21 protein-coding genes and 1 tRNA gene are annotated in these 24,398 nt (G+C 73.5%); 11 read left to right on the forward strand and 11 right to left on the reverse strand.

The window, feature by feature from the left end:
• Positions 1-67: 67 nt before the first annotated feature.
• Positions 68-988: a carbohydrate kinase gene (locus KZX60_RS06590; protein WP_248116822.1), complete on the reverse strand. Its 921-nt coding sequence runs from the start codon at positions 986-988 to the stop codon at positions 68-70.
• A gap of 106 nt (positions 989-1,094) precedes the next feature.
• Between KZX60_RS06590 and KZX60_RS06595 the strand changes: the two genes are divergently transcribed.
• Positions 1,095-2,459: a solute carrier family 23 protein gene (locus KZX60_RS06595; RefSeq protein ID WP_248116660.1), complete on the forward strand. Its 1,365-nt coding sequence runs from the start codon at positions 1,095-1,097 to the stop codon at positions 2,457-2,459.
• Between the two features lie 25 nt (positions 2,460-2,484).
• Here the strand turns inward: KZX60_RS06595 and KZX60_RS06600 are convergent, their stop codons facing one another.
• The 5 genes from KZX60_RS06600 to KZX60_RS06620 all read right to left on the reverse strand — a co-directional run bounded on the left by KZX60_RS06600 (position 2,485) and on the right by KZX60_RS06620 (position 7,962).
• On the reverse strand, positions 2,485-3,306 hold the full coding sequence (locus KZX60_RS06600; RefSeq protein ID WP_248116661.1) for a CPBP family intramembrane glutamic endopeptidase: 822 nt from the start codon (positions 3,304-3,306) through the stop codon (positions 2,485-2,487).
• A gap of 143 nt (positions 3,307-3,449) precedes the next feature.
• Complete coding sequence (locus KZX60_RS06605) at positions 3,450-4,280, reverse strand: hypothetical protein (RefSeq protein WP_248116662.1); 831 nt, start codon at positions 4,278-4,280, stop codon at positions 3,450-3,452.
• Between the two features lie 134 nt (positions 4,281-4,414).
• The gene (locus KZX60_RS06610; protein WP_248116663.1) at positions 4,415-5,137 is read right to left on the reverse strand and encodes a dienelactone hydrolase family protein; all 723 of its coding nucleotides are present in this window, start codon (positions 5,135-5,137) and stop codon (positions 4,415-4,417) included.
• Between the two features lie 156 nt (positions 5,138-5,293).
• Complete coding sequence (locus KZX60_RS06615; RefSeq protein WP_248116664.1) at positions 5,294-7,267, reverse strand: AMP-binding protein; 1,974 nt, start codon at positions 7,265-7,267, stop codon at positions 5,294-5,296.
• Between the two features lie 158 nt (positions 7,268-7,425).
• Positions 7,426-7,962, reverse strand: a complete 537-nt coding sequence (locus KZX60_RS06620) for a YceI family protein (protein ID WP_248116665.1) — start codon at positions 7,960-7,962, stop codon at positions 7,426-7,428.
• Between the two features lie 398 nt (positions 7,963-8,360).
• Between KZX60_RS06620 and KZX60_RS06625 the strand changes: the two genes are divergently transcribed.
• Entirely contained in the window at positions 8,361-9,320 is a 960-nt protein-coding gene (locus KZX60_RS06625; protein ID WP_248116667.1) for a CoA ester lyase, read from the forward strand.
• Positions 9,321-9,431: 111 nt separating this feature from the next.
• Here the strand turns inward: KZX60_RS06625 and tctA are convergent, their stop codons facing one another.
• From tctA to KZX60_RS06640, 3 genes are read right to left on the reverse strand one after another with little or no spacing between them, the layout of a single operon-like run.
• Positions 9,432-10,937 carry a tripartite tricarboxylate transporter permease gene (gene tctA, locus KZX60_RS06630; RefSeq protein ID WP_248116669.1) on the reverse strand — a complete coding sequence of 502 codons (1,506 nt, stop codon included), beginning with the start codon at positions 10,935-10,937 and terminating at the stop codon, positions 9,432-9,434.
• Position 10,938: 1 nt separating this feature from the next.
• Positions 10,939-11,499 carry a tripartite tricarboxylate transporter TctB family protein gene (locus tag KZX60_RS06635; RefSeq protein ID WP_248116671.1) on the reverse strand — a complete coding sequence of 187 codons (561 nt, stop codon included), beginning with the start codon at positions 11,497-11,499 and terminating at the stop codon, positions 10,939-10,941.
• The gene (locus KZX60_RS06640) at positions 11,496-12,500 is read right to left on the reverse strand and encodes a tripartite tricarboxylate transporter substrate binding protein (RefSeq protein WP_248116673.1); all 1,005 of its coding nucleotides are present in this window, start codon (positions 12,498-12,500) and stop codon (positions 11,496-11,498) included. Before KZX60_RS06640 ends, KZX60_RS06635 begins: the two co-directional genes overlap by 4 nt.
• A 167-nt stretch (positions 12,501-12,667) precedes the next feature.
• Between KZX60_RS06640 and KZX60_RS06645 the strand changes: the two genes are divergently transcribed.
• A complete protein-coding gene (locus KZX60_RS06645) occupies positions 12,668-13,018 on the forward strand; it encodes a universal stress protein (RefSeq protein WP_248116675.1) in 351 nt (116 codons plus the stop codon).
• Between the two features lie 91 nt (positions 13,019-13,109).
• Here KZX60_RS06645 and KZX60_RS06650 read toward each other — a convergent pair whose 3' ends face one another.
• Complete coding sequence (locus KZX60_RS06650) at positions 13,110-14,390, reverse strand: Glu/Leu/Phe/Val dehydrogenase (RefSeq protein WP_248116677.1); 1,281 nt, start codon at positions 14,388-14,390, stop codon at positions 13,110-13,112.
• A gap of 389 nt (positions 14,391-14,779) precedes the next feature.
• Here KZX60_RS06650 and KZX60_RS06655 point away from each other — a divergent pair, with 389 nt between their 5' ends.
• Together KZX60_RS06655 and KZX60_RS06660 are read left to right on the forward strand one after the other, a co-directional pair.
• Complete coding sequence (locus tag KZX60_RS06655; protein ID WP_248116680.1) at positions 14,780-15,943, forward strand: DUF1524 domain-containing protein; 1,164 nt, start codon at positions 14,780-14,782, stop codon at positions 15,941-15,943.
• Between the two features lie 22 nt (positions 15,944-15,965).
• Positions 15,966-16,166: a hypothetical protein gene (locus KZX60_RS06660; RefSeq protein ID WP_248116682.1), complete on the forward strand. Its 201-nt coding sequence runs from the start codon at positions 15,966-15,968 to the stop codon at positions 16,164-16,166.
• Positions 16,167-16,275: 109 nt separating this feature from the next.
• Here KZX60_RS06660 and KZX60_RS06665 read toward each other — a convergent pair.
• Positions 16,276-16,359, reverse strand: a tRNA-Leu gene (locus KZX60_RS06665).
• 152 nt (positions 16,360-16,511) lie between these two features.
• On the opposite strand from KZX60_RS06665, the gene KZX60_RS06670 reads away from it, so the two are divergent.
• The 6 genes from KZX60_RS06670 to KZX60_RS06695 are packed head-to-tail and all read left to right on the forward strand — an operon-like array spanning position 16,512 to position 24,380.
• Positions 16,512-17,348, forward strand: a complete 837-nt coding sequence (locus tag KZX60_RS06670) for a DUF3662 and FHA domain-containing protein (RefSeq protein WP_248116684.1) — start codon at positions 16,512-16,514, stop codon at positions 17,346-17,348.
• A complete protein-coding gene (locus KZX60_RS06675; protein ID WP_248116686.1) occupies positions 17,345-17,935 on the forward strand; it encodes an FHA domain-containing protein in 591 nt (196 codons plus the stop codon). Before KZX60_RS06670 ends, KZX60_RS06675 begins: the two co-directional genes overlap by 4 nt.
• Positions 17,936-17,939: 4 nt before the next feature.
• Positions 17,940-19,508, forward strand: a complete 1,569-nt coding sequence (locus KZX60_RS06680; RefSeq protein WP_248116688.1) for a PP2C family serine/threonine-protein phosphatase — start codon at positions 17,940-17,942, stop codon at positions 19,506-19,508.
• Complete coding sequence (locus KZX60_RS06685) at positions 19,508-20,944, forward strand: FtsW/RodA/SpoVE family cell cycle protein (protein WP_248116690.1); 1,437 nt, start codon at positions 19,508-19,510, stop codon at positions 20,942-20,944. The genes KZX60_RS06680 and KZX60_RS06685 overlap by 1 nt, the downstream gene beginning before the upstream one ends.
• Positions 20,941-22,386 (forward strand): penicillin-binding transpeptidase domain-containing protein, encoded by a 1,446-nt coding sequence (locus KZX60_RS06690; protein WP_248116692.1) that lies wholly within the window; start codon positions 20,941-20,943, stop codon positions 22,384-22,386. The genes KZX60_RS06685 and KZX60_RS06690 overlap by 4 nt, the downstream gene beginning before the upstream one ends.
• Positions 22,383-24,380 (forward strand): protein kinase, encoded by a 1,998-nt coding sequence (locus KZX60_RS06695; protein ID WP_248116694.1) that lies wholly within the window; start codon positions 22,383-22,385, stop codon positions 24,378-24,380. Before KZX60_RS06690 ends, KZX60_RS06695 begins: the two co-directional genes overlap by 4 nt.
• Positions 24,381-24,398 lie beyond the last annotated feature (18 nt).

Below are 24,398 nucleotides of genomic sequence, written 5' to 3' on the forward strand. Positions count from 1 at the left end.
TCGGACGGCGTCCGCACGCGGCGTGTTGTGACCACTCTGCGTCGGACGGCGTCCGCCCGCGTCGTCGTCAGCCCGCGAGCTCGGCCCGCGTCGGCGGGTCGGCGCCCGGGCGGGACGCCGTGATCGCGGAGGCGCGGGAGGCGTAGATCAGCACGGACTCGACGTCGGCCGGGTCCATGGCGTGCAGCCGCTCCCGGTGGGCCGCGCCGAGCAGGGAGCGGTCGTCGAGGGCGGCCAGGAGCGCCGCGGTGAACGAGTCGCCGGCACCCACGGTGTCCGCGACGTCCACGGGGACGATCGGGCGCTCGCGCACGCCGTGTGCAGTGACGGCCACGATGTCCTCGGCGCCGCGCGTCATGACCACGAACGCCGGACCCATGGCCTGCCACGCCTTCAGGGTCTCGAGCAGCGGCCGGTCCGGGTAGAGCCAGGCGATGTCCTCGTCAGAGGCGTGGACGACGTCGGAGAGGCGCACCGACTCCTCGGCGCGAGCACGGGCGAACACCCGGTCCGGGACGATGCTGGGCCGCACGTTGGGGTCGTAGCTGACGGTGGTCTCCGGGGAGAGCGCCTCGAGCAGACCCATGACCTCGGCGTCGCCGGGGGCGAGCATCGTGGCGATCGAGCCGGCGTGCACGTGCTTGAGCGACCCGCCGGCGGCCGCGCGGAGGTCCCGCACGAGGGCGGCGGCGGGCGGCAGCGTCCAGTCGAGGTCGAACTCGTAGCTGGCGGCGCCCGTCGGGTCCAGGCGCGCGGTGGCCTGCGACGTCGGGGAGGAGTCCGGCTCCAGGAGGCTGCGCACGCCGTTGCCCTCGAGATGGGCGGCGATCATGGCGCCGTACTCGTCCTGGCCGAAGCGGCCGGCGAACAGCACGGGGCGCTCCAGGCGGCTCACACCGACGGCCACGTTCAGCGGGCTCCCGCCCACGTGCGCTCGGGGCGTGGCGGTGTCCGAGAGGACCACGTCCACCAGGGCCTCGCCGATCACTCCGAAGTACTCAGACACACCTCAAACGGTACCCTACAGACCGACGCGCGCCCCGATCCGAAGCCCGGTCCGGCGCCCTCATCCACTCCTGAACGGCAAGGCGGCCATGGCCCACAGCACCCCCACCTCACCCGCTCGGCACGCCGACCCCTCCCGGGGGTTCGGCTGGCGCGTGCACGGCGACGGCCGCACCATCACGCCGGGCACCGTCGTCGCCCCGGACGAACGCCTCAGCTGGCCACGCACCGTGGGCATCGGCGTGCAGCACGTGATGGCCATGTTCGGCGCCACCGTGCTCGTTCCCGCCATCACCGGCATGCCCGCGACGACGGCGCTGCTCTTCTCCGGCATCGGCACCCTGCTGTTCCTCGTGATCACCGGCAACCGCCTGCCGAGCTACCTCGGCAGCTCGTTCGCGTTCATCGCCCCGCTCACGGCGGCCACCGCGCTCGAGGGCACGGGCGCTGCGCTCGGCGGCATCATGGCGACGGGGCTGCTGCTCGCGGCGATCGGCGTCGTCGTGCACCTGTCCGGCACCGGCTGGATCCACGCGCTCATGCCGCCCGCCGTGATGGGCACCATCGTGGCGCTGATCGGCCTGAACCTCGCCGGCGCGACGACGGCGGCCATGCAGGAGGTGCCCCTGACCACCTTCGGCACGGCGCTGGCGGTGGTGCTCACGGCGGTGCTGTTCCGCGGCCTCGTCGGGCGGCTGTCCATCCTCGTGGGCATCCTGGCCGGGTACGTGCTGGCGCTGGCCCAGGGCCAGGTGGACTTCGCCGCGGTCGGCGAGGCGGCCTGGGTGGGCCTGCCGCCGTTCCACGCGCCCGAGTTCAGCCTCCAGGTGCTGCCGCTGTTCCTGCCGGTGGTGCTCGTGCTGATCGCCGAGAACATCGGCCACGTCAGGACCGTCGGCCTGATGACCAAGCGGGACCTCGACCCGCTCACCGGCCGCGCTCTGATCGCCGACGGCCTCTCCACCACCTTCTCCGGCCTGGGCGGCGGCGTCGGCACCACCACGTACGCGGAGAACATCGGCGTCATGGCGAGCTCGCGGGTGTACTCGACCGCCGCGTACTGGGTGGCCGGCCTCACCGCGATCGCCCTCGCCTTCCTGCCCAAGTTCGGGGCCGCCGTCGCGACCATCCCGGCCGGTGTGGCCGGCGGCGCCGGCATCATCCTCTACGGCATGATCGGCGTGATGGGCGTGCGGATCTGGGTCCAGAACCGCGTGGACTTCTCCAACACCATCCACCTCATGACGGCGGGCGCGGGCCTGATCGTGGCGATCGCGGACCCGCAGCTGACGGCGGGCGGGCTGGTGTTCGGCGGCATCACGCTCGGCACGATCGCCGCGCTCGTGGTGCACCACCTCATGACGGCCGTGGCCCGCTGGCGCGGCACCGAGCCGGTCCCCGAGGACGAGGACGCCGAGCGGTACGAGGCCACCCAGGCCGGCCGCCTCGGCTGAGGTGGACGGCGAGCCCTACCGGGGCTCACCGCGTCAGCAGGTACGCCGCCACGGCCCAGCCGTTCATGATCAGGTGCGCCAGGATGTTCATCGCGATGTTCCGGTACCGCCACCACAGCAGGCCCAGGAACAGGCCCGACGTGCCCTGCACCGCCACGATCAGTGCGGCATCCCGGGCCAGGTCCGCGGACCCGTGCGTGCCGAAGTGCATGAGCCCGAACAGCACGCACGTCAGCGCGATGCCCGCCGCCGGCCCCAGCCACACCTCCAGCCGCGTCTGCAGCCAGCGGCGGTAGAACAGCTCCTCGCCCACGCCCGCCGTCAGCGCCGTCACCGCCGCCCCGAGGAGCAGGAACGTCAGGTCGTCGCCGGAGAAGTCCGCGGCCGACACCCACGGCGCCGCCTGGGACAGCCACGCCCACACCACGACGACGGCGAGCGGCGCCCACCAGCGCCACCCCCCTCCGGCGCGGAGCACTTCCACCCCGCCACGCCACACGAAGCGCAGCGCGAGGGCGGGCAGCACCATGAACAGCAGGGCCTTCGAGAGCACGAAGTCCACGTCGGACAGCGGCGAGAGGCCGAGCCCGATCGTGAGCACGGCCAGCCCGACCAGGAAGGCCGTGCCGTGCCGGAACGCCCGCGCCTCTCCCCTCACCGCCGGTTGGGACGTCCGACGGGGCGGCAGCAGGAGGGTCAGAGCGACACCCACCACGGGCGGCAGGAACACCTGCCACAGGGGCAGGGTCGGGGCGGAGGGGTCGGCGGAGACGGTCAGCCCCTTCGGATGGCCCAGGACCACTGACCCCACAGAGAGCGCATACGCCAGGGCGCACGCGGCCAGCACGGCCGTGCGCAGCGTCCGGGAGGCCCGCCCGCCTCGGCCGCCCCCGTCGACGACGCCTGCGCCGTGGGCCCCCTTCACCGCGGATGGGCCCCGCGGCGCAGGGCTCGTCCTGTCGGCGGTGCTCGTCTTGTTTGCCCGCCGGGTCATCGCGAGCTCCCGGGCCGCCGTCCCCGGCTCACGCCGACGAACGTCTGGACCAGCGACGTGTCCGCCTCCTTGAGCCAGGCCAGGCCCACGTCCCAGCCGGGATGACGGGGGTCGCCGGCCTCGTAGGCGGCCCCCTCCGCGGACACCTCGCCCTCCACTCCCGTGTCCTCGACGGCGGCCTCGAGCTCCTGGAGCATCGCCTCGGCCTCGCGGTCGGCGCGGGACTTGCCCACGACGTCGTCCAGCGCGCTGGCCACGGGCAGCACCACGACGTCCTTGCGGCCGAACATGCGCGCCACGGACATCGGCAGCACGACGTGCCCGGTGCCGGACGCGGCGATCTCGATGGCCATGCGCTCGCCCGCGCCCGGCACCTCGGCCGGGTCCAGGGGGTCCTCGCTCGGGGCCGGGGCGAAGCGGGCGGGCTCGAGCTCCTCCTCGGGGTCGAGCTCGGCCATGGGCACGGGGCCGTCCGCGTCCACGTCCCACGCGGAGAGCAGGTGGTCCTTGCCGACGCACACCACGGGCAGCTCGGAGTAGGAGGTGACCGTGTGCACGTGCCGCGGGTCCACCCCCGCGTCCTTCACCACGTCGTCGAGCCTGCGGTCCCGCCGCCACCGCACGTAGCCCAGCTGCGGCAGCGGGTGGAGCGGCATCCCGGCGTCGTCATGGGCGAGGTGCGCCAGCTGCGCCGACTCGTCGTGGTTGACCAGCTGCACCGCGCGCTCGCGCGAGGTGAACCGGCCGACCCACGTGGACGGCGTCGCCCCCGGGATGGTGGCCAGGAACAGGGTCTCGGGCGGCGTCTCGGGGAGGTCGAAGCGCACGGGCTCGGCCCGGGCGTCCCGACGCCGGCCCCCGCCCCCGGCGGCACCGCCCCGGCCGGCGGCACGCGCAGGTCGGGCGGGCCCTCCGCGGCTCGCGCGCGACCGGCCCCCGCCGCGGCCGCCTCGTGCGGGGCTCAGCGGACCTTCTCCTTCAGGAAGGAGACCGCGCGGCCCCAGGCGAGCTTCGCTTCGGCCTCCTGGTAGTTGCCCGCCGGGTTCTCGTCGTTGTGGAAGGCGTGGTCGGCGTCGTAGTAGAAGTACTCGACCTCCGCGCCGGACTCCTCGCGGATCTGCTGCTCCTGCTCGCGCGCCTTCTCCACGGGGAACATCTGGTCCCGCTCGGCGTAGTGGCCCTGGACGGCGGCCTCCACCCCGGAGAAGTCGCCGGGCACGCCCTGGCCCACGCCGTAGAAGGGCACGGCGGCGGAGACCCTCGCGCCCTGCTGGTTCGCCAGGGCGAGCACGAAGCCGCCGCCCATGCAGAAGCCGATCGCGCCGACGGTCTCGGAGGTGACCTCGTCGCGGGAGAGGAGGTAGTCGACCGCGCCGGCCAGCTGGCGGGCACCCTCCTCGGCGGGGAGGTTCTCCATCATCTCGCCGGCCTCGTCGCCGTCATGGGCGATCCAGCCGCCGTAGAGGTCCGGGGCGAGGGCCACGAAGCCCTCCTCGGCGAGGCGGTCGCACACGTCCTTGATGTGGTCCACGAGGCCCCACCACTCCTGGATCACGATCACGCCGTGGCCCTGGCCGGACTCGGGGAGGGCAAGGTAGCCGTGGCCCTGCTGGTCGCCGTGCGCGGCGTCCTTCGTCGGCAGCTCGAACGTGGTGTTCTGGTGCGGGGTCTTCGAAGCCATCATGCGCCCCACCCTACGGATCGCGCCCGGGGTGCGGCGAGGGCTGGTCGCACTCCGCGCTGTGGTCACGACACGCCGCGCACGCTCCGGGGCGGACGGCGTGTCGTGACCACAACGCGCCGGAGCGCCGAAGCGTCGGAGCGTCAGCGCTTCAGCACCTCAGCGCTTCGGCAGCAGGTGCGCGATCCGCTCCGCGAGCGCCGAGCGCTTGAGCTTCTGCGTGGGCGTGAGGAGCGCGGCGAGCTCCTCGGGGTCCGGCAGGAGCACCTTGTAGGAGCGCAGCCGCTCGGGCACGGGGACCTTCGCATTGGCGGCGTCGATGGCCGCGCCCACCGAGTCGCGGATCCGCTGCTCGGAGACCTCGATCATGCGCCCGGCCTCGTCCCTGAACCGCTCCGCGGTCTCGGCGCCGTCCCGCAGGCGGGCGGACACGGCGTCGGGCACCTGCCAGTCCGGCAGGTGACGCTGCACCCACGCGGCGAGGGCCTCGCGGTCCAGCAGGATCATGGCGGTGGGGTGGTCCAGGCCATCGCCGATCACCACGGCGTGGCCGACCGCGGGGTGCAGCTCCACCTCGCGCTCCCACGCGGCGGGGTTGATGGTCTTGCCGTTGGCGGTGACGATCACGTCCTTGACGCGACCGGTCACGGTGAGCCGGTCGTCGTCGTCGAGACGGCCGAGGTCCCCGGTGCGGAACCACTCGCCGTCGAACGCGGCGGCGGTCTCATCCTCGTCGGTGTACCCGGCGAACACGCCGGGGCCGCGCATCTGGATCTCGTCGTCGTCAGCGATCCGCACGGACATCCCGGGCAGGGGCAGGCCCACGGTGCCGGGGACCACGTCCCCCTCGCGATGGCCCACGGCGGGGGCGGTGGTCTCGGTGAGCCCGTAGCCCTCGAACACGGTCAGGCCCATGCCGGTGAACAGGCGCAGCAGGTCCGGGTCGAGCTTGGCCGCGCCGCACAGCAGGTGGGTCACCCGGCCGCCGAGCAGGTGCCGCACCCGGCGGTAGAAGAGCCGCTCGTAGAGGGCCAGCTGGGCGCGCACGGGCACCAGGAGCTTGGGGTCCTCGCCCAGCACCACGCGCCCCTTCGCGACGGCGGCCGCCCGGGCGCGCTCCCAGAGCACGCCCACGGAGAGCGGGCCCACGCGGGTGCCGCGCGCCTTCTCCTCCACGCCGAGCACGATCTTGGACAGCACGCCGGGGACCACCATCACGAAGGTCGGGCGGATCTGCCCCATGGACGGCACGGCGGCCTTCGGGTAGCCCACGTGCGCCACGGACATCCCACCGTGCAGGCAGATCATCTGCACGGCGCGGGAGAGCACGTGCGCCAGCGGCAGGAACAGCACGGTGGAGCCGCCCGGGTGCACGAACCCCCGGTAGGCCTCGGCCACGTTGAGCACCTGGTGGACGAAGGACCGGTGCAGGATCCTCGTCCCCTTGGGCTCCCCCGTGGTGCCGGACGTGAACACGATCGTGGCGACGTCGTCCAGGCCTCGGGCCGTGCGGGCCGCCTCGAGCGCCCCGTCGGTGACGTCGGCGCCGAGCGCCTCGAGGGCGCGCAGGTCGCCGGCGGGGACGCCGTCGGCGTCGGCGTCGTCCAGGGTCCACACCGCGGACCCGTGGGGGCCGCGAGCGGCGCCGTCCCGCGCGTCGAGGGCCTCGCGCAGCGTGGCTGCGGCGGCCCGGGAGCCGGCGAAGGCGGCGCGCACGCCCACGACGTCGGCGATCGCCGCCATCTGCGTGGCCGGGGCGGAGTCGAACATGGGGACCACCACGGCGCCCGCGTAGAGGCAGGCGAGGTCCATCAGGGTCCACTCGTACCGGGTGGCGGAGACGATGGACACGGCGTCCCCCGGGCGGATCCCCAGCGCGATCAGGCCCTTGGCCAGCGCGCGCACCCGGGCGTGGAACGCGGCCGTGGTGACCGGCTCCCACGGGGCGTCGAACGGCGCGGCGGGGTGGCGCACCTGGAAGGCCACCACGTCGGGGTGCCCCGCGACGCGGCGCTCCAGGACGTCGGTGATGTTGCGCAGCTCGGCGGCGTCGGCGAGGGCGGGCATGTCCACCTGGCGGCGGGGGACCGGGGAGGCGGACGGGGCGGCGGGGACCGGGGAGGCGGAGTCCATGGTGACGATTCTCGTGCATCCGCGGCCCGCTGACCTGCACCCGGTCCGGCCACGGCGACGCCGGCCGCCCCGGGGTGGGGGCGGCCGGCGTCGTGGGGTGTCCGGGGGGGGAGACGATCAGCCCCGGACGTCTGCGGGTCCGGCGGGCCGGGCCCGGATCAGGCCTGGACGAACTCGGCGTCGATCTCGATCTTCACCTTGTCGCCCACCAGCACGCCGCCGGCCTCGAGCCCGGCGTTCCAGGTCAGTCCGAAGTCCTTGCGGGAGATCTCGGTCTTGGCCTCGAAGCCCACGCGGGTGGTGCCGAACGGGTCGGTGGTCTGGCCGCCGAGCTCGACCTCCAGCTCGACCTGCTTCGTGGTCTCCAGGATGGTGAGGTCGCCGACCAGGACGAACTCCTCGCCGTCGAAGCCGCGGACCTCGGTCGAGCGGAAGGTCATGGTGGGGTGCTTCTCCACGTCGAAGAAGTCCTCGCCCTTGAGGTGGCCGTCGCGGTTGGCGTCCTTGGTGTCGATGGACTGCATGTCCACGGTGATGTCCGCGGAGGAGCGGGCGAAGTCCTCGGCGACGGTGAGGGTGCCGGAGACGGCCTGGAAGGTGCCGCGCACCTTGGAGATGCCCGCGTGGCGGACCGTGAAGCCCACCTCGGTGTGGGAGGCGTCGAGGTTCCAGGTTCCGGGGGTGACCTGCGTCATGGGGATGCTCCTTCAAGGATGTTCGGATCTGCGGTCACAGGGTGCTCCCCCGTGCTTGTTTCAAATCTAAACATCTCTCTCCATCGCGCGCCCAGGACTTGCACGTGAAAGTCAGAAACACTCCGTCACACTTCACGTGTGAACCGCGGAATCTCGTCGTTCGCGCGCCGGGGGCGCGGGCATCGTCGTCGCGACCGGTGTCCTGTAACCTGGGCCACACGTGCCGCCCACCCGCGGCCGCTCCCGGCGCCGACCTGCGCTGACGACGACGGGCCCCCACCTGGTCCTCCCCGTCCGACCGATCCGCGTGAGGCACCCCGCCCGCGGACCGTCCGACGACGACACCAGCCCCGGCGACCCGCCCCCGCGTCGCCCTCCCGCCTGAAGGAGGCCCAGCCATGACCGTCACCCTCTCCCCCTCGCCCACCCAGCCGTTCTCCCCCGTGCCCGGCCAGCGGATCGACCCCGAGCTCGCCCGCTCCTGGCTGCTCGTGAACGCCGCGCAGCCCGAGCGCTTCCAGCCCGCGGAGGACTCGGCCGCGGACATCGTCATCCTGGACGTCGAGGACTCCGTGGCCCCCGCGGACAAGCCCAAGGCCCTGCAGGACACCGTCGACTGGCTCACCTCGGGCCACACCGCGTGGGTGCGCCTCAACGGCTACGGCTCGAAGTGGTGGGAGGACGACGTCGCGGCGCTCGCCGCGACCCTGCCCGCGCACCTGGGCGGGCCGGTCGCCGAGGGCGGCCTGGCCGGCGTCGTGCTGGCGATGGTGGAGTCCACCGACCACGTGAACGAGACCGCGAAGCGGCTGCCGGGCGTGCCCGTGGTGGCGCTCGTGGAGACGGCACGCGGACTGCAGCGGATCGACTCGATCGCCGCCGCGAAGGGCACGTTCCGCCTGGCGTTCGGCATCGGCGACTTCCGCCGCGACACCGGCCTGGGCGAGTCGCCGATGGCGCTGGCGTACACGCGGTCCCAGTTCACGATCGCGGCGAAGGCCACGGGGCTGCCGGGCGCGATCGACGGGCCCACCGTGGGTTCCACCGGCGTGAAGCTCGCCGAGGCGACGGCGGTGACCGCGGAGTTCGGCATGACCGGCAAGCTGTGCCTCGCGCCGGAGCAGTGCGCGGCCGTGAACGAGGGGCTCAGCCCGTCCCAGGAGGAGCTGGCGTGGGCCCACGAGTTCCTCGCGGACTTCGAGGCCGACGGCGGCGAGATCCGCAACGGCTCCGACCTGCCCCGCAAGGCGCGCGCGGAGAAGATCCTCGGGCTGGCCGCCGCGTTCGGGGTGCACTCCACGCGGTACCCGGACCAGGACGACGCGATCACGGCGCCGTCGGACACGTACCACTACTGAGCGGGGCCGTCGCCCACCAGAAACGCGGGTTGAGTTGTCACGGGTGCGGAGGCCGCACACCGGTGACAACTCAACCCGTGTTGCCTCGGGGGGCGCGGATCCCGCCTCCGCTCAGACGTCCCGGCGGGTGCGGCTGACGACGGCGGCACGCACGGAGAACGCCAGGACGACGGCCAGGATCCCGTAGATCACCCACGTGATGGGGCTGGAGACCAGGATGGCGGGATCGCCCACCGAGCTCAGCAGCGCATCCCTGAGGCTGGTCTCGGCGAGCGGCCCGAGGACCATGCCGATCATGAGCGGGGCGAGCGGGTAGCCGTAGCGGCGCATGAGGAAGCCGAGCACGCCGAGGGCCAGCAGCATGAGCAGGTCGAACACGGCGCCCGTGGTGGCGTAGATCCCGAGCCCGCAGAACAGGGTGATCCCCGCGTACAGGTAGTGCTGAGGGATGAGCAGGAGCTTGGCCCACAGCTGGGCGAACGGGAGGTTGATGGCCAGGAGCACCACCATGGCGATGAAGAAGCTGGCCAGCAGCGCCCACACGAGGTCGGGCGAGCGGTCGAACAGCAGCGGGCCGGGCTGCAGGCCGTACTGCCGGAACGCCGCGAGCATGATCGCGGCGGTCGCCGAGACGGGCAGGCCCAGCGTGAGCAGGGCGCCCATCGCCATGCCGGTGGTCGCGTTGCCCGCGGCCTCCGGGGCGGCGAGGCCGCGGATGGCGCCCTTGCCGAACATCGGGACCCGGCGGCGCCTGTCCAGGCGGCGCTCCGCGGAGTAGGCCAGGAACGTGGGGACCTCGGAGCCGCCGACGGGGACGATGCCGAACGGCAGGCCGATCGCGGTGCCGCGCAGCCACGCGGGGGCGGCCTCGCGGAACTCGGCCCCGGAGAGCCACGGCCGGCCGGTGCGGCGGATCCGCAGGTCCCTCCGCTCGCGGCGCACGCGGGAGGCGACATGGAACACCTCGCCGAGGGCGAGGACGGCCACGGTCACGGTCACCAGCGGGATCCCGTCGAAGAGCTGCGAGGAGCCCATCGTGAACCGCTCGGTCCCGGTGACGCCGTCGATGCCCACCACGGCGATGCCCAGCCCGAGCACGAGCGATGCCAGGCCCCGAAGCACGGAGTCGGCGACCACGGAGGAGGTGGCCACGAAGGCGAACAGGGCGAGCGCGAAGTACTCGGCCGGTCCGAAGCTAGTGGAGAACTCGGCCAGCACGGGCGCCAGGAACACCACGCACACCGAGGCGATGATGCCGCCGATGAACGCGCCGATCGCCGCCGTCGCGAGCGCCTGGGCCGCGCGCCCGTCCTGGGCCATGCGGTGGCCCTCGAAGGTGGAGGCGATGGCCGAGGCCTGCCCCGGGGTGTTCATCAGGATGGCCATGGTCGAGTCGCCGAACAGGCCGCCGAAGTACACGCCGGCGAACAGGATGAACGCGGCCGTGGGCTCGAGCGCGAACGTCATGGGCAGCAGCAGGGCCACGGCCATGGACGACCCGAGGCCGGGCATGACGCCCACGGCGGTGCCGAGCAGACAGCCGAGCACCACCCACAGCAGGTTCATCGGGGTGAGGGCTCCCGCGAAGCCCTCCATCAGAAGACCGAGCGTCTCCATGTCAGAAGCCACCTCCCAGGACGCCCGAGGGCAGGGTCAGACCGAGCACGACCGCGAACGCGAGGTACGCGAGCGAGGAGACGAACAGGGCCACGAGGATGTCGAACACCGGCCGCGGCGAGCCGAAGGCGCGGGCCACGGTCCAGAACAGCAGGGCGCCGGCCAGGATCCAGCCGAGCCACGGCAGCAGCAGAGCGAACGCCAGGAAGCCCAGGAACACCCAGGCCAGGGCGGAGAAGTCGGAGTGGAAGCGGGTGAGGGGACCGGCCGGCTGGCCGACCTCGCCGTCCGCGTCCGCCTGGCCCTCCGGGGACTCGCGCGTCACCGCCACCTGGACGGCGAGGGCCACGGCGAGCACCAGCCCGACCGCCGCGAGGATCAGCGGGAAGAACGAGGGGCCGGGGAAGTCCATCCCCTCGGTGTCCATGCGGAGCGAGCCGATCAGCAGGTAGAGGCTGAACGCCGCCAGCACGCCGGGCATGACGAGGGCCGAGAGGCCGGTGGCACGCCCCCAGCGGGAGCGCTCGGGCGAGACGGCGGGGACGGTGGTCGAGTCGCTCATCGGATCTCCTCCGTCAGCCTCTGGATGCGCTGGACCTCGTCGTCGATGAACGTCTCGAGCTCCGGCCCGGTCAGGGGCACGAGGTTCCAGTAGTTGCGTTCCACCGCGTCCGCCCACTCGGGGGCCTGCAGCGCCTCGGTGACGAGCGCCTCGAGATCGGCCCGGTCCTCGGTGGAGATCCCGGGAGGGGCGAAGAGGCCGCGCCAGTTGGTCAGCGTCACGTCGTAGCCCTGCTCCCGCAGCGTGGGGATGTCCTCGACGCCCGTGAGTCGCCCCGGGGCCACCACGCCGAGCGCCCGGAGGCGGCCGCCCTGCACCTGGGGGTACATGTCGGCGAAGCCGCCCGCCGTGGCCTGGGCGGTGCCGTTCAGCAGGGCCTGGATCGCCTCTCCGCCGCCGTCGGAGTTGATGTAGGTGGTCTCCTCCACATCGATCCCGGCCTGCCCGGCGAGGTCCGCCATGACGAGCTGGTCGAAGGATCCGCCGCCGGTCCACCCCACGTGCGGCGGATCCGCGCGCCATGCCTCGATGAGCTCGTCCATGCTCTGGTACGGCGAGTCGGCGGGGACCACCACGAGGTTGTACTCCTCCACGGCCCGGGCGATCGGCGTGACGTCGGACAGCTGCGGTCCCGCCCCCCGGGCCGCGTGGGTCGCGATGTGTCCCGTACCGCCCACCATCAGGTTGTTCGGCTCCTCCAGCGTGCTCAGCTGGCCCAGGCCGATGGTGCCGCCGGCGCCGGGGATGTTCACGACCTGCACGTTGTTCACCAGGCCGTTCACGCGCATCGCCTGCTGGAGCTCCCGCTGGAACGAGTCCCAGCCGCCGCCGGCCGCAGCCGGGGCGATCAGGGTGAGGTTGGTGCGGACGTCCGTGCCGCCCGAGGCCGAGCCGATGGAGAACGCGCTGGCGACGATGACGGTGATCACCGCCACCACGGAGAACAGGAGGCGGCCGAGGCCGCCGCGGCGAGGCGGATCGGCCGTCGAGGAGGAGGGCATGCTGGGGTCCTTCTGACGAGACCCGGCAGGGCGGAGACATCCGCGCCGACGGGTCTTGGTGCGAGTGGTGGTGAGACGGTATCAGCGATGTGGGTCACATTCGATCGAGGGCGCCACATGTCTCCTGGAGGGGACAAACGCCCGACCCATCGCGCACAGTGGACCCCATGACTATCGTGATCGCCGGCACCGGTTCCCCCGAGAGCGCCGCAGCCCACCGGGCCGCCCTGAGTGAGGCCGCCCTGCGCGGCGAGAACCTTGTGTACTTCTCCCTCGACGGCACGGAGCCGGACCCGTCCGAGGCGGGGAACGCGGGCGTCGAGGTGTCCGTGGAGCATGCCCAGGAGCGCGGACGGGACGCCGTCGGAGATCTGCTGGACCACGCCGAGCGCATCGGCGCGACGCGGATCGTGGTGGGCGTGAAGCACCGCTCCCCCGTGGGCAAGCTCCTCCTGGGCTCCGCCGCCCAGCAGCTCATCCTCGAGGCCCGCGTGCCCGTGCTCTGCGTGAAGCCCTGACCCGCACCCCGGTGACGACGTCGGCCCCGCGCCTCCGAGGGGGAGACGCGGGGCCGAGGTGCAGTGCACAGGCGCCCTCAGGCGCCCCCGATCACGGGTAGAGGCCGCGCAGCAGGTGCGCGTCGGCCACCCGCTCCACCGCGGTCACGGTGGCGGCCTCACGAAGGGTGAGGCCTCGCTTCTGGCTGGCCTCCAGGAGCGCGTCCCACGCGGTGACCATGCGCTTCTCGAGGCGCTCGTCCACCTCCTGGCGGGACCACCAGTAGGCCTGGTTGGCCTGGGCCCACTCGAAGTAGGAGACGACCACGCCGCCCGCGTTGGCCAGGATGTCCGGCACCACGAGGACGTCGTTCTCGGTCAGGATGCGGTCGGCGGCGGAGGTGGTGGGCCCGTTGGCGCCCTCCACCACGATCCGCGCCGTCACGTCGCCCGCGTTCTCCTCGGTGAGCACACCCTCGACGGCGGCCGGGACCAGCAGGTCCACGTCCATCGTCAGCATGGCGGCGGCGTCCATCGGCTCGGTGTCCGGGGCGTCCACCACGCTGCCGGTCTCCTTCATGTGCGCCAGCAGCGAGTCGTAGTCCAGGCCGTTCGCGTTGTGCACGGCGCCATACTGGTCCGAGACCGCGACGACCTTGACGCCGGCCTCCGCGAGGAACTCGACCGCGCCCGCACCGACCTTGCCGAAGCCCTGGACCACCGCGGTGGCGCCCTCGGGCTTGATGCCGCGGTGCCGCAGGGCGGCGAGCGCGACGTGCACGACGCCGGCCGACGTCGCCGACGCGCGGCCCAGGGAGCCGCCCAGGGCGACGGGCTTGCCGGTGACCACGCCGAGCGTGGTGTGGCCGCGGCTGGTGGAGTAGGTGTCCATCATCCAGGCCATCATGCGCTCGTCCGTGCCCACGTCCGGGGCGGGGATGTCCTGGTCCGGGCCGATGATCGGCAGGATCTCGGAGGTGTAGCGGCGGATGACGCGCTCGAGCTCGCCGGCCGAGTACTGGCGCGGGTCAATGCTGACGCCGCCCTTGGCGCCGCCGTACGGCACGTCCAGGAGGGCGCACTTCCAGGTCATCCACATGGCCAGCGCGCGGACCTCGTCGAGCTCCACGTGGGGAGCGAACCGCACGCCGCCCTTGGCGGGGCCGCGGGAGAGGTTGTGCTGCACGCGGTAGCCTCGCAGCACCTCGACCTCACCGGAGTCGCGGCGCAGCGGGATGGCCACGGCCATCTCGCGGCGGGGGGTGGCGAGGAGCTGGTGGAGCCCCTCGTCGTAGCCCAGCGTGGCGACGGCGGCGGCGAGCTGGGCCTTTGCGTCGTCCAGGGGGGAGCGGGGCGCCGGCGCCGTGGCGGCGCCGGTCGGGGTGGTCGTCATCGTTGAACGTCCTCGGTCGGTGATGGGGGTGGTCACCGGCCGGACCTGAGCAGGCGTCCACGTCAGTGGGGAGGCCGGTCCGGACGGATTCACGCCCGCGCCGTCAGGTGGACGGTCAGCGGGCACCCGGCCAGCGTAGTGGCCGGAGGCGCCACACCCCAGGGACGGGCGACGGCGGCCCGCGTCACACCCCACGACACGCGCCGGACCCGCCCCTGACATGGGGGGACGACCCCCGCCGATAGGGTGGAACACTCTCCTTCCCCGATCCGGCCCCCGCACCCGCGCCGGATCGTCCCGCTGACCCCGAGGTGCCCCCGCGGCCGCCCGCACCCAGGAGGGCCGACCGCGGGACAGCCGTCCGCCTGGGGCCAGACCGGACCCCTCGCATGCCCCTCCCCCGCTCCCGCGCCCTCGCCGCACTCACGGCCGCCCTCGCGCTCCTCGCGTCCGGCTGCGTCCCCCCGGACAGCACCGCCTCCACGCCGACGCCGGACCCGAGCCGGGCGGCCGCGTCCGTCACCCGGGCGGCCGAACCCACGCTGCCCGCACCCGAGGCGGCCTCCAGCCCTACGACGACGGCCGTGCCGCCGTCGGGGTCCGCGACGTCCGAGGCGACGATCCCTCCCGAGCCCGCGCCGACGTCGTCGTCCGCGCCGGAGGCCCAGGGGCAGGCCCGATCCGGGAGCGCCCTCGCGGCCCTGGAGCGGCTGGAGGTGAAGGGCCGCGCGCCCAAGACGGGCTACGACCGCGCGGAGTTCGGCCCGGCGTGGACGGACACGGACCACAACGGCTGCGACACGCGCAACGACGTCCTTGCCCGTGACCTCGTGGACGAGACCTTCAAGCCGGGCACGCGGGACTGCGTCGTGCTCACGGGTGTCCTCGAGGACCCGTACACGGGCACCCAGATCCACTTCACGCGCGGGCAGGGGACGTCGGAGGCGGTGCAGATCGACCACGTCGTGGCGCTCTCGGACGCGTGGCAGAAGGGCGCCCAGGGGCTCTCCGAGGCCCAGCGGACGGCCCTGGCCAACGACCCGCTGAACCTGCTGGCCGTGGACGGCCCGTCCAACCAGAAGAAGTCCGACGCCGACGCCGCCTCGTGGCTGCCTCCGCGGAGCGCGGCGCGGTGCCCCTACGTGGCGCGGCAGATCGCGGTGAAGATGACCTACACGCTGTGGGTCACCGACGGGGAGAAGGGCGCGATGGAACGCGTACTCGAGTCCTGCCCGGACCAGGAGCTTCCCGACGGCGGCGCGTCGCCGGGGGCGATGAGCGAACCGCAGGCGGCGCCGGAGCCCGTGAGGAGCAGCGCGGCGCCCGCTCCCGCCCCGAAACCCGCACCGACCAAGGCCGCGCCCCGGCTGGCGACCACCGAGCCCGAGGCGGCCGAACCGGATGAGGCTGAAGCCGAGGAATCCGCGACGGACCCGCGCTTCAGCAGCTGCAAGAAGGCCAAGGACGCCGGGTACGGCCCCTACGCGTCCGGCTCGGACCCCGAGTACGCCTGGTACCGCGACGGCGACGATGACGGGGTCGTCTGCGAGTGAGGCTGGAGTGCATGATCACCACATGAATTCAGAAAAGGACCGCCCGAGTGTCTGGATCGTCCTCCAGGATGAGACGCCGGACAACACCGTCTTGGGCGTCTTCGAATCCCGCTCGGCGGCGGCAGCGTTCTCCGACGAGGTGAGCTGCCTCTTCCCGCGCCGTGTTCTCTACGCCGAGTACCCGATCGGGTACAGATTCACGGGCCACTCCCGGTCCGCCTGACTCCCTGAGCGTGGGCACGAGCACGCCCCTGCCCGGACATGCAGAAAGGACCCGAGATCCTCTTCCGAGGTTCACGGGTCCTTCCGTGCGGCCGGCGTCCGGCCCGCTGTGCGCGAGGGGGGACTTGAACCCCCACGTCCTTTCGAACACTGGCACCTGAAGCCAGCGCGTCTACCTATTCCGCCACTCGCGCGAGTGACTTCCTGCTCGTGATCCGCTTTTCACACGAACCGCCGCAGGCAGCGAGAGATACTCTACCCGCACGCCCGGCCACCCCGCAAATCCTCTCGCCACGGTCCGGCCCCGTACTATCGGAGGCGACGACTGTGGAAAGGGGCCCCATCGGTGGGACTTCTGGACAACCTCGAACACGGCCTGGAGAAGGCCGTGCGCTCCGCGTTCTCCGCGGGCGGCTCACGCTCGGTGAAGCCGGTGGAGATCGCCACGGCGCTGCGGCACGCGATGGACGACGAGTCCTTCGCCCTGTCGGAGGGCCATACGGTGGCGCCCAACGACTTCGTGGTCCACTTCTCCCCCGCGGACTTCGAGCGTGCCCGCGCGTGGGGCAGCCCCCTGGCGAGCCAGCTCTGCGACGAGGTCATCCGCCACGCCGAGACCCAGGGGTACGGCCTCCCCGGCGCGGTGCGCGTGGCCTTCCACGCGGACGAGGCGGTCCGCCCCGGCAGCCTGCGCGTCGTCTCGCACCTCGACGACGGCTCCTCGAGCTCCTCCTCCCCCGCCGCTCCGGCGCCGACTGCCCCCGCACCGCCGCCGGCACCGGCAGCACCGCAGCCCGCACGCCGGCCGGCCCCGCGCCGAGCCGCTGCGCCGGCCGTCCAGCCCACCGTGGTCCTGCCCCGCGAGCCGGCCCGGCCCCGCGTTCCCGCACTCGAGCTGGACGGCGTCCACCACCGCATCGACACCACGGACGTGGTGCTGGGCCGGTCCGCCGAGCGCGCCGATCTCGTGGTGCCGGACACCTCGGTCTCCCGCGAGCACGCACGCCTCGTGCGGGTGGGCGCCACGGTCACCCTCATCGACCTGGGCAGCCGCAACGGCGTGCTCGTCAACGGCCGTCGCGTCGACGGCTCCACCACCCTGCGCGAGGGTGATCGGATCACCGTGGGCCAGACCGAGCTGGTCTTCCACGCCGCCGCGCCGACCGGAGGGACCCGGGCATGAACGAGCTCGCCATCGCCGTGCTGCGCCTCGGCCTCCTGCTGGCCCTGTGGATCCTGATCATCTCGATCGTCCTCTCCCAGGGACGAGACCTCGTGGTGGGCCGACGCAACAAGACCCGCTTCGAGCAGGCCCGGCGCGACGCCGAGGTCCAGGCCCCCGTCGCCCGGGTGGCCGCCGGCCCCGTCCCGGCCACCGCCGGAGCCTCCGCGGCCGGGTCCTCGCCCGCGGCGCCGTCGTCGTCCCCCGCACACGCCGCGCCCGCCGCCGCGAGCGCCCCCACCCTCCCCGCCCCGCGCCTGGCCCGCACCCTGCGCGTCGTGGAGGGCCCGCTCGCGGGCCGCACGGTGGAGCTGGACGGCCGCCCGCTGCTCATGGGGCGCGCGCAGGACGCAGGCCTGGTCCTCGTGGACGACTACGCCTCCGGCCGCCACGCACGGCTCTTCCCGCAGGGCACCCGCTGGTTCCTCGAGGACCTGGGCTCCACCAACGGCACCGCCGTGGACGGCGCGCCCGTGACCCGCGCCCTGCCCGTGGGCCCGGAATCGGTGATCCGCATCGGCAAGACCGTCATGAGGCTCGAGGCCTGATCCGATGACCCTCGTCCTCCGCTTCGCCGCTCGGTCCGACGTGGGACGCGTGCGCTCCAAGAACGACGACTCCGCCTACGTGGGCCGTCACCTGGCGGTGCTCGCGGACGGCATGGGCGGGCACGTGGGCGGCGACGTCGCGAGCGCCTCCACGGTGCTGGACCTGGCCCCGCTGGACGACGTCGGCTACAAGGACCCGGGCACGGTCCTGCCGGACGAGATCCAGAACGCGAACCTGATCCTCAACGAGCTCGTGCACGCCAACCCCAAGCTGGCCGGCATGGGGACCACCTGCACCGCCGCGCTCCTTGCCGGCGAGACGCTGCACATGGCGCACATCGGCGACTCGCGGGCCTACCGCCTCGCCGACGGCGCGTTCTCCCAGGTCACGCGCGATCACACGTTCGTGCAGAAGCTCGTGGACGAGGGCCGCCTGGAGGCTGCCGAGGCGCAGTTCCACCCCAACAAGAACGTCCTCATGCGGGTGCTGGGGGACGTGGACGCCTCCCCCGAGCTCGACGTGTTCGACGTGCCCGTGGCGGCCGGCGAGCGCTGGCTGCTCTGCTCCGACGGACTCACGGACGTGGTCACGGTGGAGCGCATCCACCAGGAGCTGGCCGAGGGCGAGGCCCTCAACACCGTGGTGGACAACCTGGTGGACCTCACCCTCAAGGGCGGCGCCCCGGACAACGTCACCATCGTGGTGTTCGAGGTCGCGGAGGGCACGCCCGAGGAGCTCGCCCCTCCGCCGGAGGTGCACCTCTCGGAGGACGCCCTGGCCGTGGCCCAGGCGCCGGAGGCCGGCGCGGTGTCCGGGCGCCTGCTGCGCGAGGACCTCGCGGCGCGGCCCCACCTGATCGTGGGCGCCGCCTCCTCCGCGGTGAAGACCGACCGCATCCCCGTGGTCACCCGCAGCTCCACCCGCCGCCGCGCGGCCGCCCTGCTCGGCGAGACGCCCGCCCCGGAGAACCGTCCCCGCCGGACGGCCGCGCTCCTCACGAGCGGCGGCGAGTCCGTCACCCCCGCGCCGCTCGACTCCGCCGTCGGCCCGTCCGGCCGTCCCGGGACCCCCGGGGAGGCGGAGGCCGCGTCCGCCTCGGACACCCCGGCGGCGGGCGCCGTCGGGACCCCGGAGGGCTCCGCGACCGCGCAGTCCCCGGCGGACGGCGCCGACGACGGCAGCCGCCGCAGGCGCGACGGGAAGCCGACGCAGTACCGCCGCGGCTGGTTCATCCCCGTGTTCACCACCCTGCTGGCCCTCCTCCTCGCCGCCGTGGCGCTGTGGGGCTACCTGTGGACCCAGACCCAGTACTACGTGGGCGAGGACGCCGGGCAGGTGGCCGTGTACCGCGGCGTCCCCCAGCACCTGGGCCCGCTCGACCTCTCCCATGTGGACCGGCGGACCGACCTGTCCGTGGACGGCCTCCCCTCGTACGCCCAGGAGCGCGTCCGCTCCGGCATGGCGGCCCGTGACCTCGGCCACGCCGAGCAGATCGTGACCGAGCTGAGCGAGTCCCTCGCCCCCGGCGCCCCCGCGCCCACGGGTGAGACCCCGGAAGGAGGCGAGCGCTGATGCCCGACGTCATCTCCCCGCCGCGGCCGCGCCGCACCACCGAGCTGATCCTGCTGGTCTTCGCCCTGGCCGTGGCCGTCGGCGCGGACCTGCTGGGCATCCTGGGCGCGGGCGGCACCGTGACCCGCACGGACCTCGTGCCCCTCGGGGTCTTCGCCGCGGCCACCCTCGTGATGCACGTCGTGCTGCGCCTGCGCGCGCGCTACGCGGACCCCTTCATCCTGCCGATCGCCGCGCTGCTCAACGGCCTGGGCATCGCCGTGATCCGCCGGCTCAGCGAGGACACGCGCGGGGCCAGCGCCGACTCGCAGCTGATGTGGTCCGTCCTCGCCGTCGCGGTGGCCACGGCCCTGGTGTTCCTGGTGCGGGACCACCGGCTGCTGCGCCGCTGGCCGTACCTCTTCCTGGCGGCCTCCGCCCTCCTCCTGGTGCTGCCGCTCGTGCCCGGCCTCGGTCTGAGCGCCAACGGCGCCCGCATCTGGGTGAACGTCGGCTTCGGCACCTTCCAGCCGGGCGAGATCGCCAAGATCACGCTGGCCGTCTTCTTCGCCGGGTACCTCTCCGCCAACCGGGACCTCATCCTGCTGGCCGGGCGGCGCGTGGGCCCGCTGACGTTCCCCCGGGTACGCGACCTCGGCCCGCTCGTGGCGGCCTGGCTCGTGGCGCTCGGCGTGCTCGTGTTCCAGCGGGACCTCGGCTCGGCGCTCCTCTTCTTCGGCATGTTCATGGCCATGCTGTACATCGCCACCTCGCGGTTCTCCTGGATCCTGCTGGGCCTGGGCCTGGTGGCCGCGGGCGCGGTGCTGGCGTTCCTGTTCATGCCGCACGTGACCGCCCGCTTCCAGATCTGGCTCCACGCGTTCGACCCGGAGATCTACCACCGGGACTTCGGCGGCTCCTACCAGGTGGTCCAGGGCCTGTTCGCCATGGCCTCCGGAGGCCTCATGGGCACGGGCCTCGGAGCGGGCAACCCCACCCAGGTGCCGCTGTCCTTCTCGGACATGATCCTCGCCAGCATCGGCGAGGAGCTCGGCTTCGTGGGCCTGGCCGCCGTGCTGGTCCTCTACCTGCTCCTCGTCACCCGCATGATGCGGGCGGCCCTCGGCGTGCGGGACGCGTTCGGCAAGGTGCTCGCCTCCGGCCTGGCCTTCACCATGGCGTGGCAGGTCTTCGTGGTGATGGGCGGCGTCACCCTCGTGCTGCCGCTCACCGGCCTGACCACGCCGTTCCTGGCCGCAGGCGGCTCGTCCCTGCTGGCCAACTGGATCATCGTGGGCCTCGTGCTGCGCATCTCGCACGCGGCCCGCCGGCCCGTCGTGGTGGACGCCATGGTGAACGCCTCGGGCCCCGGCGCCGGCCACCTCGACCCGGGCGCGGAGCTGCCGCGCGCCGCCGTCGCCTCCGGCTCCTCCTCCACGGGGGGTGGTCCGCGATGAACGAGGCGATCCGACGCACGTGGACGGTCATGGTGGCCATGTTCCTGGTGCTGGCCGCAGCGGCCTCCGTGATCCAGGTGGTGGCCGCGGACCGGCTCAAGCAGAACCCCCTGAACTCGCGCCAGATCTTCCTGGAGTTCGGCGCACCACGCGGGCCCATCCTGGTGGACGGCGAGCCGATCGCCGAGTCCGTGGAGTCCGACGACGCCTTCACCTACCAGCGCGTCTACCACGACACCGCGCTGTATGCGCCGCTGACCGGCTTCTACTCGCTCACGTACGGCACGGAGGGCCTGGAGAAGGCCATGAACGAGCAGCTCGCGGGCACCCCCACCTCGCAGTTCATGGACCGCGCCGTGGAGATCATCACGGGCGCCACCGCGGAGGGCGACCAGGTGGAGCTCACGATCGACCCGGAGGCCCAGCGCGCCGCCTACGCCGCGCTGCCCGAGGGCGTGCGCGGCTCCGTGGTGGTCACGGACCCCGAGACGGGAGAGATCCTCGCGATGGCCTCCCGCCCGGGCTTCGACTCCAATGCCCTCTCCTCCCACACGCGTGCGAAGGCCCAGGAGGCCATGTCCGCGCTCGAGGCGATCCCGGGCGCGAGTGCGTACCGCAACCGTCCGTCCGAGCAGACGGTCTCCCCCGGCTCCACGTTCAAGCTGATCGACGCCGTCGCCATGCTGGAGTCCGGCGACTACGCCCCGGACGACGTCCTGGACGTCCCCGCGCGGTGGACCCTGCCCGGCACCTCGGCGCAGATGGGCAACTACGACGGCGGCCAGTGCGACGGCATCGAGAAGGCCACGCTCACCACGATCATGGCCCAGTCCTGCAACACCCCCTTCGCGATGGCCGCCGTCGAGCTCGGGGAGGACGCGATCCGCGACACCGCCGAGCGCTTCGGCTTCAACGAGGAGGGCTCGATGCCGCTGCCGATCGCCGCGTCCCGCTTCCCCGAGGACCTCGACGACGCGTCCCTGGCGCAGTCCGCCATCGGGCAGCGCGACGTGCAGGCCACGGCCCTGCAGATGACCATGGTGGCCGCGGGCATCGCCAACGAGGGGATGGTGATGGAGCCGCAGCTGGTGCGGGCTGTGCGCCGCCCGGACCTGACCACGGTGGAGGAGTTCAGCCCCCGGGAGCACGGCCGAGGCACGGACGCGGACGTGGCGCGGCAGATCACGGGGATGATGGAGGAGGTCGTCCGCAGCGGCACCGCGACGGGCGCGGCCTCGGACAGGATGAGGATCGCGGCGAAGACGGGCACGGCGGAGATCGGTGACAGTGAGAACGTGCACTCATGGATCACCGGCTTCGCGCCGGCGCAGGACCCGCAGGTCGCGGTGACGATCGTCATCGAGGACGTGGACACGAGTTTCGGACACCGGACAGTGGTGGAGGGCATGAAGAGCATCATGGAAGCGGTGGTCGCAGAATGAGGCCGACATCGGGGATCACCCTCGGGGGCAGGTACCAGCTGACCGATCGGATCGCGATCGGCGGCATGGGCGAGGTCTGGAAGGCGCGGGACAAGGTCCTGGGCCGGATCACGGCCGTGAAGATCCTCAAGGAGGAGTACACGGGCGACCCCAACTTCCTGCGCCGCTTCCGGGCCGAGGCCCAGCACACCGCCCTGCTCAACCACCCCGGCGTGGCCAACGTGTACGACTACGGCGAGGAGAAGGGCTCCGCCTACCTCGTCATGGAGCTCGTGCCGGGCCAGCCGCTCTCCGCGATCCTGGAGAAGGAGACCTCCCTCTCCCCGGAGCGCACCCTGCGGATCATCTCCCAGACCGCCGCGGCGCTCTCCGCCGCCCACGCGCAGGGCCTGGTGCACCGGGATGTGAAGCCCGGCAACCTCATGATCACGCCCTCGGGCCGGGTGAAGGTCACGGACTTCGGGATCGCGCGCCTGGCGGACCAGGTGCCGCTGACGGCCACGGGGCAGGTGATGGGCACCGCCCAGTACCTGGCCCCCGAGCAGGCCACGGGCCAGCAGGCCACCGGGTCCTCGGACATCTACTCGCTGGGCATCATCGGCTACGAGGCCCTCGCCGGCCGCCGGCCGTTCACGGGCGAGTCCCAGATCGCGATCGCCCTCGCGCAGGTCAACGACACCCCTCCGCCGCTGCCGGACACCGTCCCCGCGCCGGTCCGCGCGCTGATCATGTGCATGCTCTCGAAGGACCCGAGGGAGCGTCCCTCCGACGCCACGGCCCTCTCCGACGCGGCGGACGCCCTGCGCCAGCGGGACACACGGGCCGCCGTCGCCGCCGCGCCCGTGCTGGCCTCGTTCCTGGAGGAGCAGGGCGTGCCGGCCGAGGCGGACCAGGAGACCGCCACGCTCGACTACGCGGGCATGCGCGCGACGCATCAGAGCGGCTCCGAGGACGGCCGGGGCGGCGGGGACGGCCCAGCCACCGCGGAACTGCCCGTGGCCGCCGCGTCCGCGCCCCAGGCCGACCAGGACATCTCCGCCACGCGCCCGGCGGACACCCGCCCCTCGCCCATGGTGGCGCCGGCCGGGGAGTCCTGGGGCGCCCCTGCGGCGGCGCCCCGGTCGGGCTCCGCGCCCGCGGGCCGGCGCCGCGGACCCCGCTGGCCGCTCATCGCCCTCCTCGCCCTCCTCGTGTTCGCGGTGCTCGGCGCCCTGCTGTGGCCCCTGGTCATGGGGGCGCGCGACGGCGGCGCCCCAGGCTCCTCCCCCTCGGCCTCGGCCGTCCAGGTGGACGCCGAGGCCTACCGGGGCCGCCCCGTGGCCGAGGTGCGCCCCGAGCTGGAGCGGCTCGGCCTGACCGTGGCGCAGGAGGACCGTGACGACCCGCAGCCGGAGGGCACCGTGATGGGTGTGAACCCCGTGGGCCCCCTGCAACGCGGCCAGACCGTGACCCTGGCCGTCTCCACCGGCGCCGGGACACTCCCCCAGGACCTCGTGGGCCAGCCCGTGGACACGGTGGTCGCGCTGCTGCGCGAGCGCGGGTTCAGCGTGGACCGTGTGGACGATCCGGAGGCCGACGGCGCCGCCGGCGAGGTGGTCCGCGTCGTGCCCGGCTCGGGGGAGCGGCACCGCTTCGACACACCCGTCCAGGTGATCGTGGCCACGGCCGGCTCGGGGACCGCCCCCGCGGCCCCGCCGGTGGAGCCGGCCCCGGCGTCGTCCTCGGCCCCCGCCGCGCCGCCGGCCGCGCCCAGCACCTCCCAGCCCGCCGAAAGCACCCCGGCCGCCCCGGTGACCCCCGAGGGCTCCCCGACCGCCTCGGCCGCCGAGCCCCTCCCGGAGCCGACCACGGAGGCCCCGGCCCCGACTCCCCCCGACCCCTCGTCGGCCGAGACGAGCACCCCGTCCCCCGCGGGCGGGGGCGCCTCCTCGCCCGGCGTGGCCGACCCCTCGGCCACGGACGTCCCGACGTCCACGGCGACCCCCGCCGGCTGACGCCGGCCGACGGAGGTG

It is taken from the genome of Micrococcus sp. EYE_212, from assembly GCF_023147585.1.
Lineage (GTDB): Bacteria > Actinomycetota > Actinomycetes > Actinomycetales > Micrococcaceae > Micrococcus.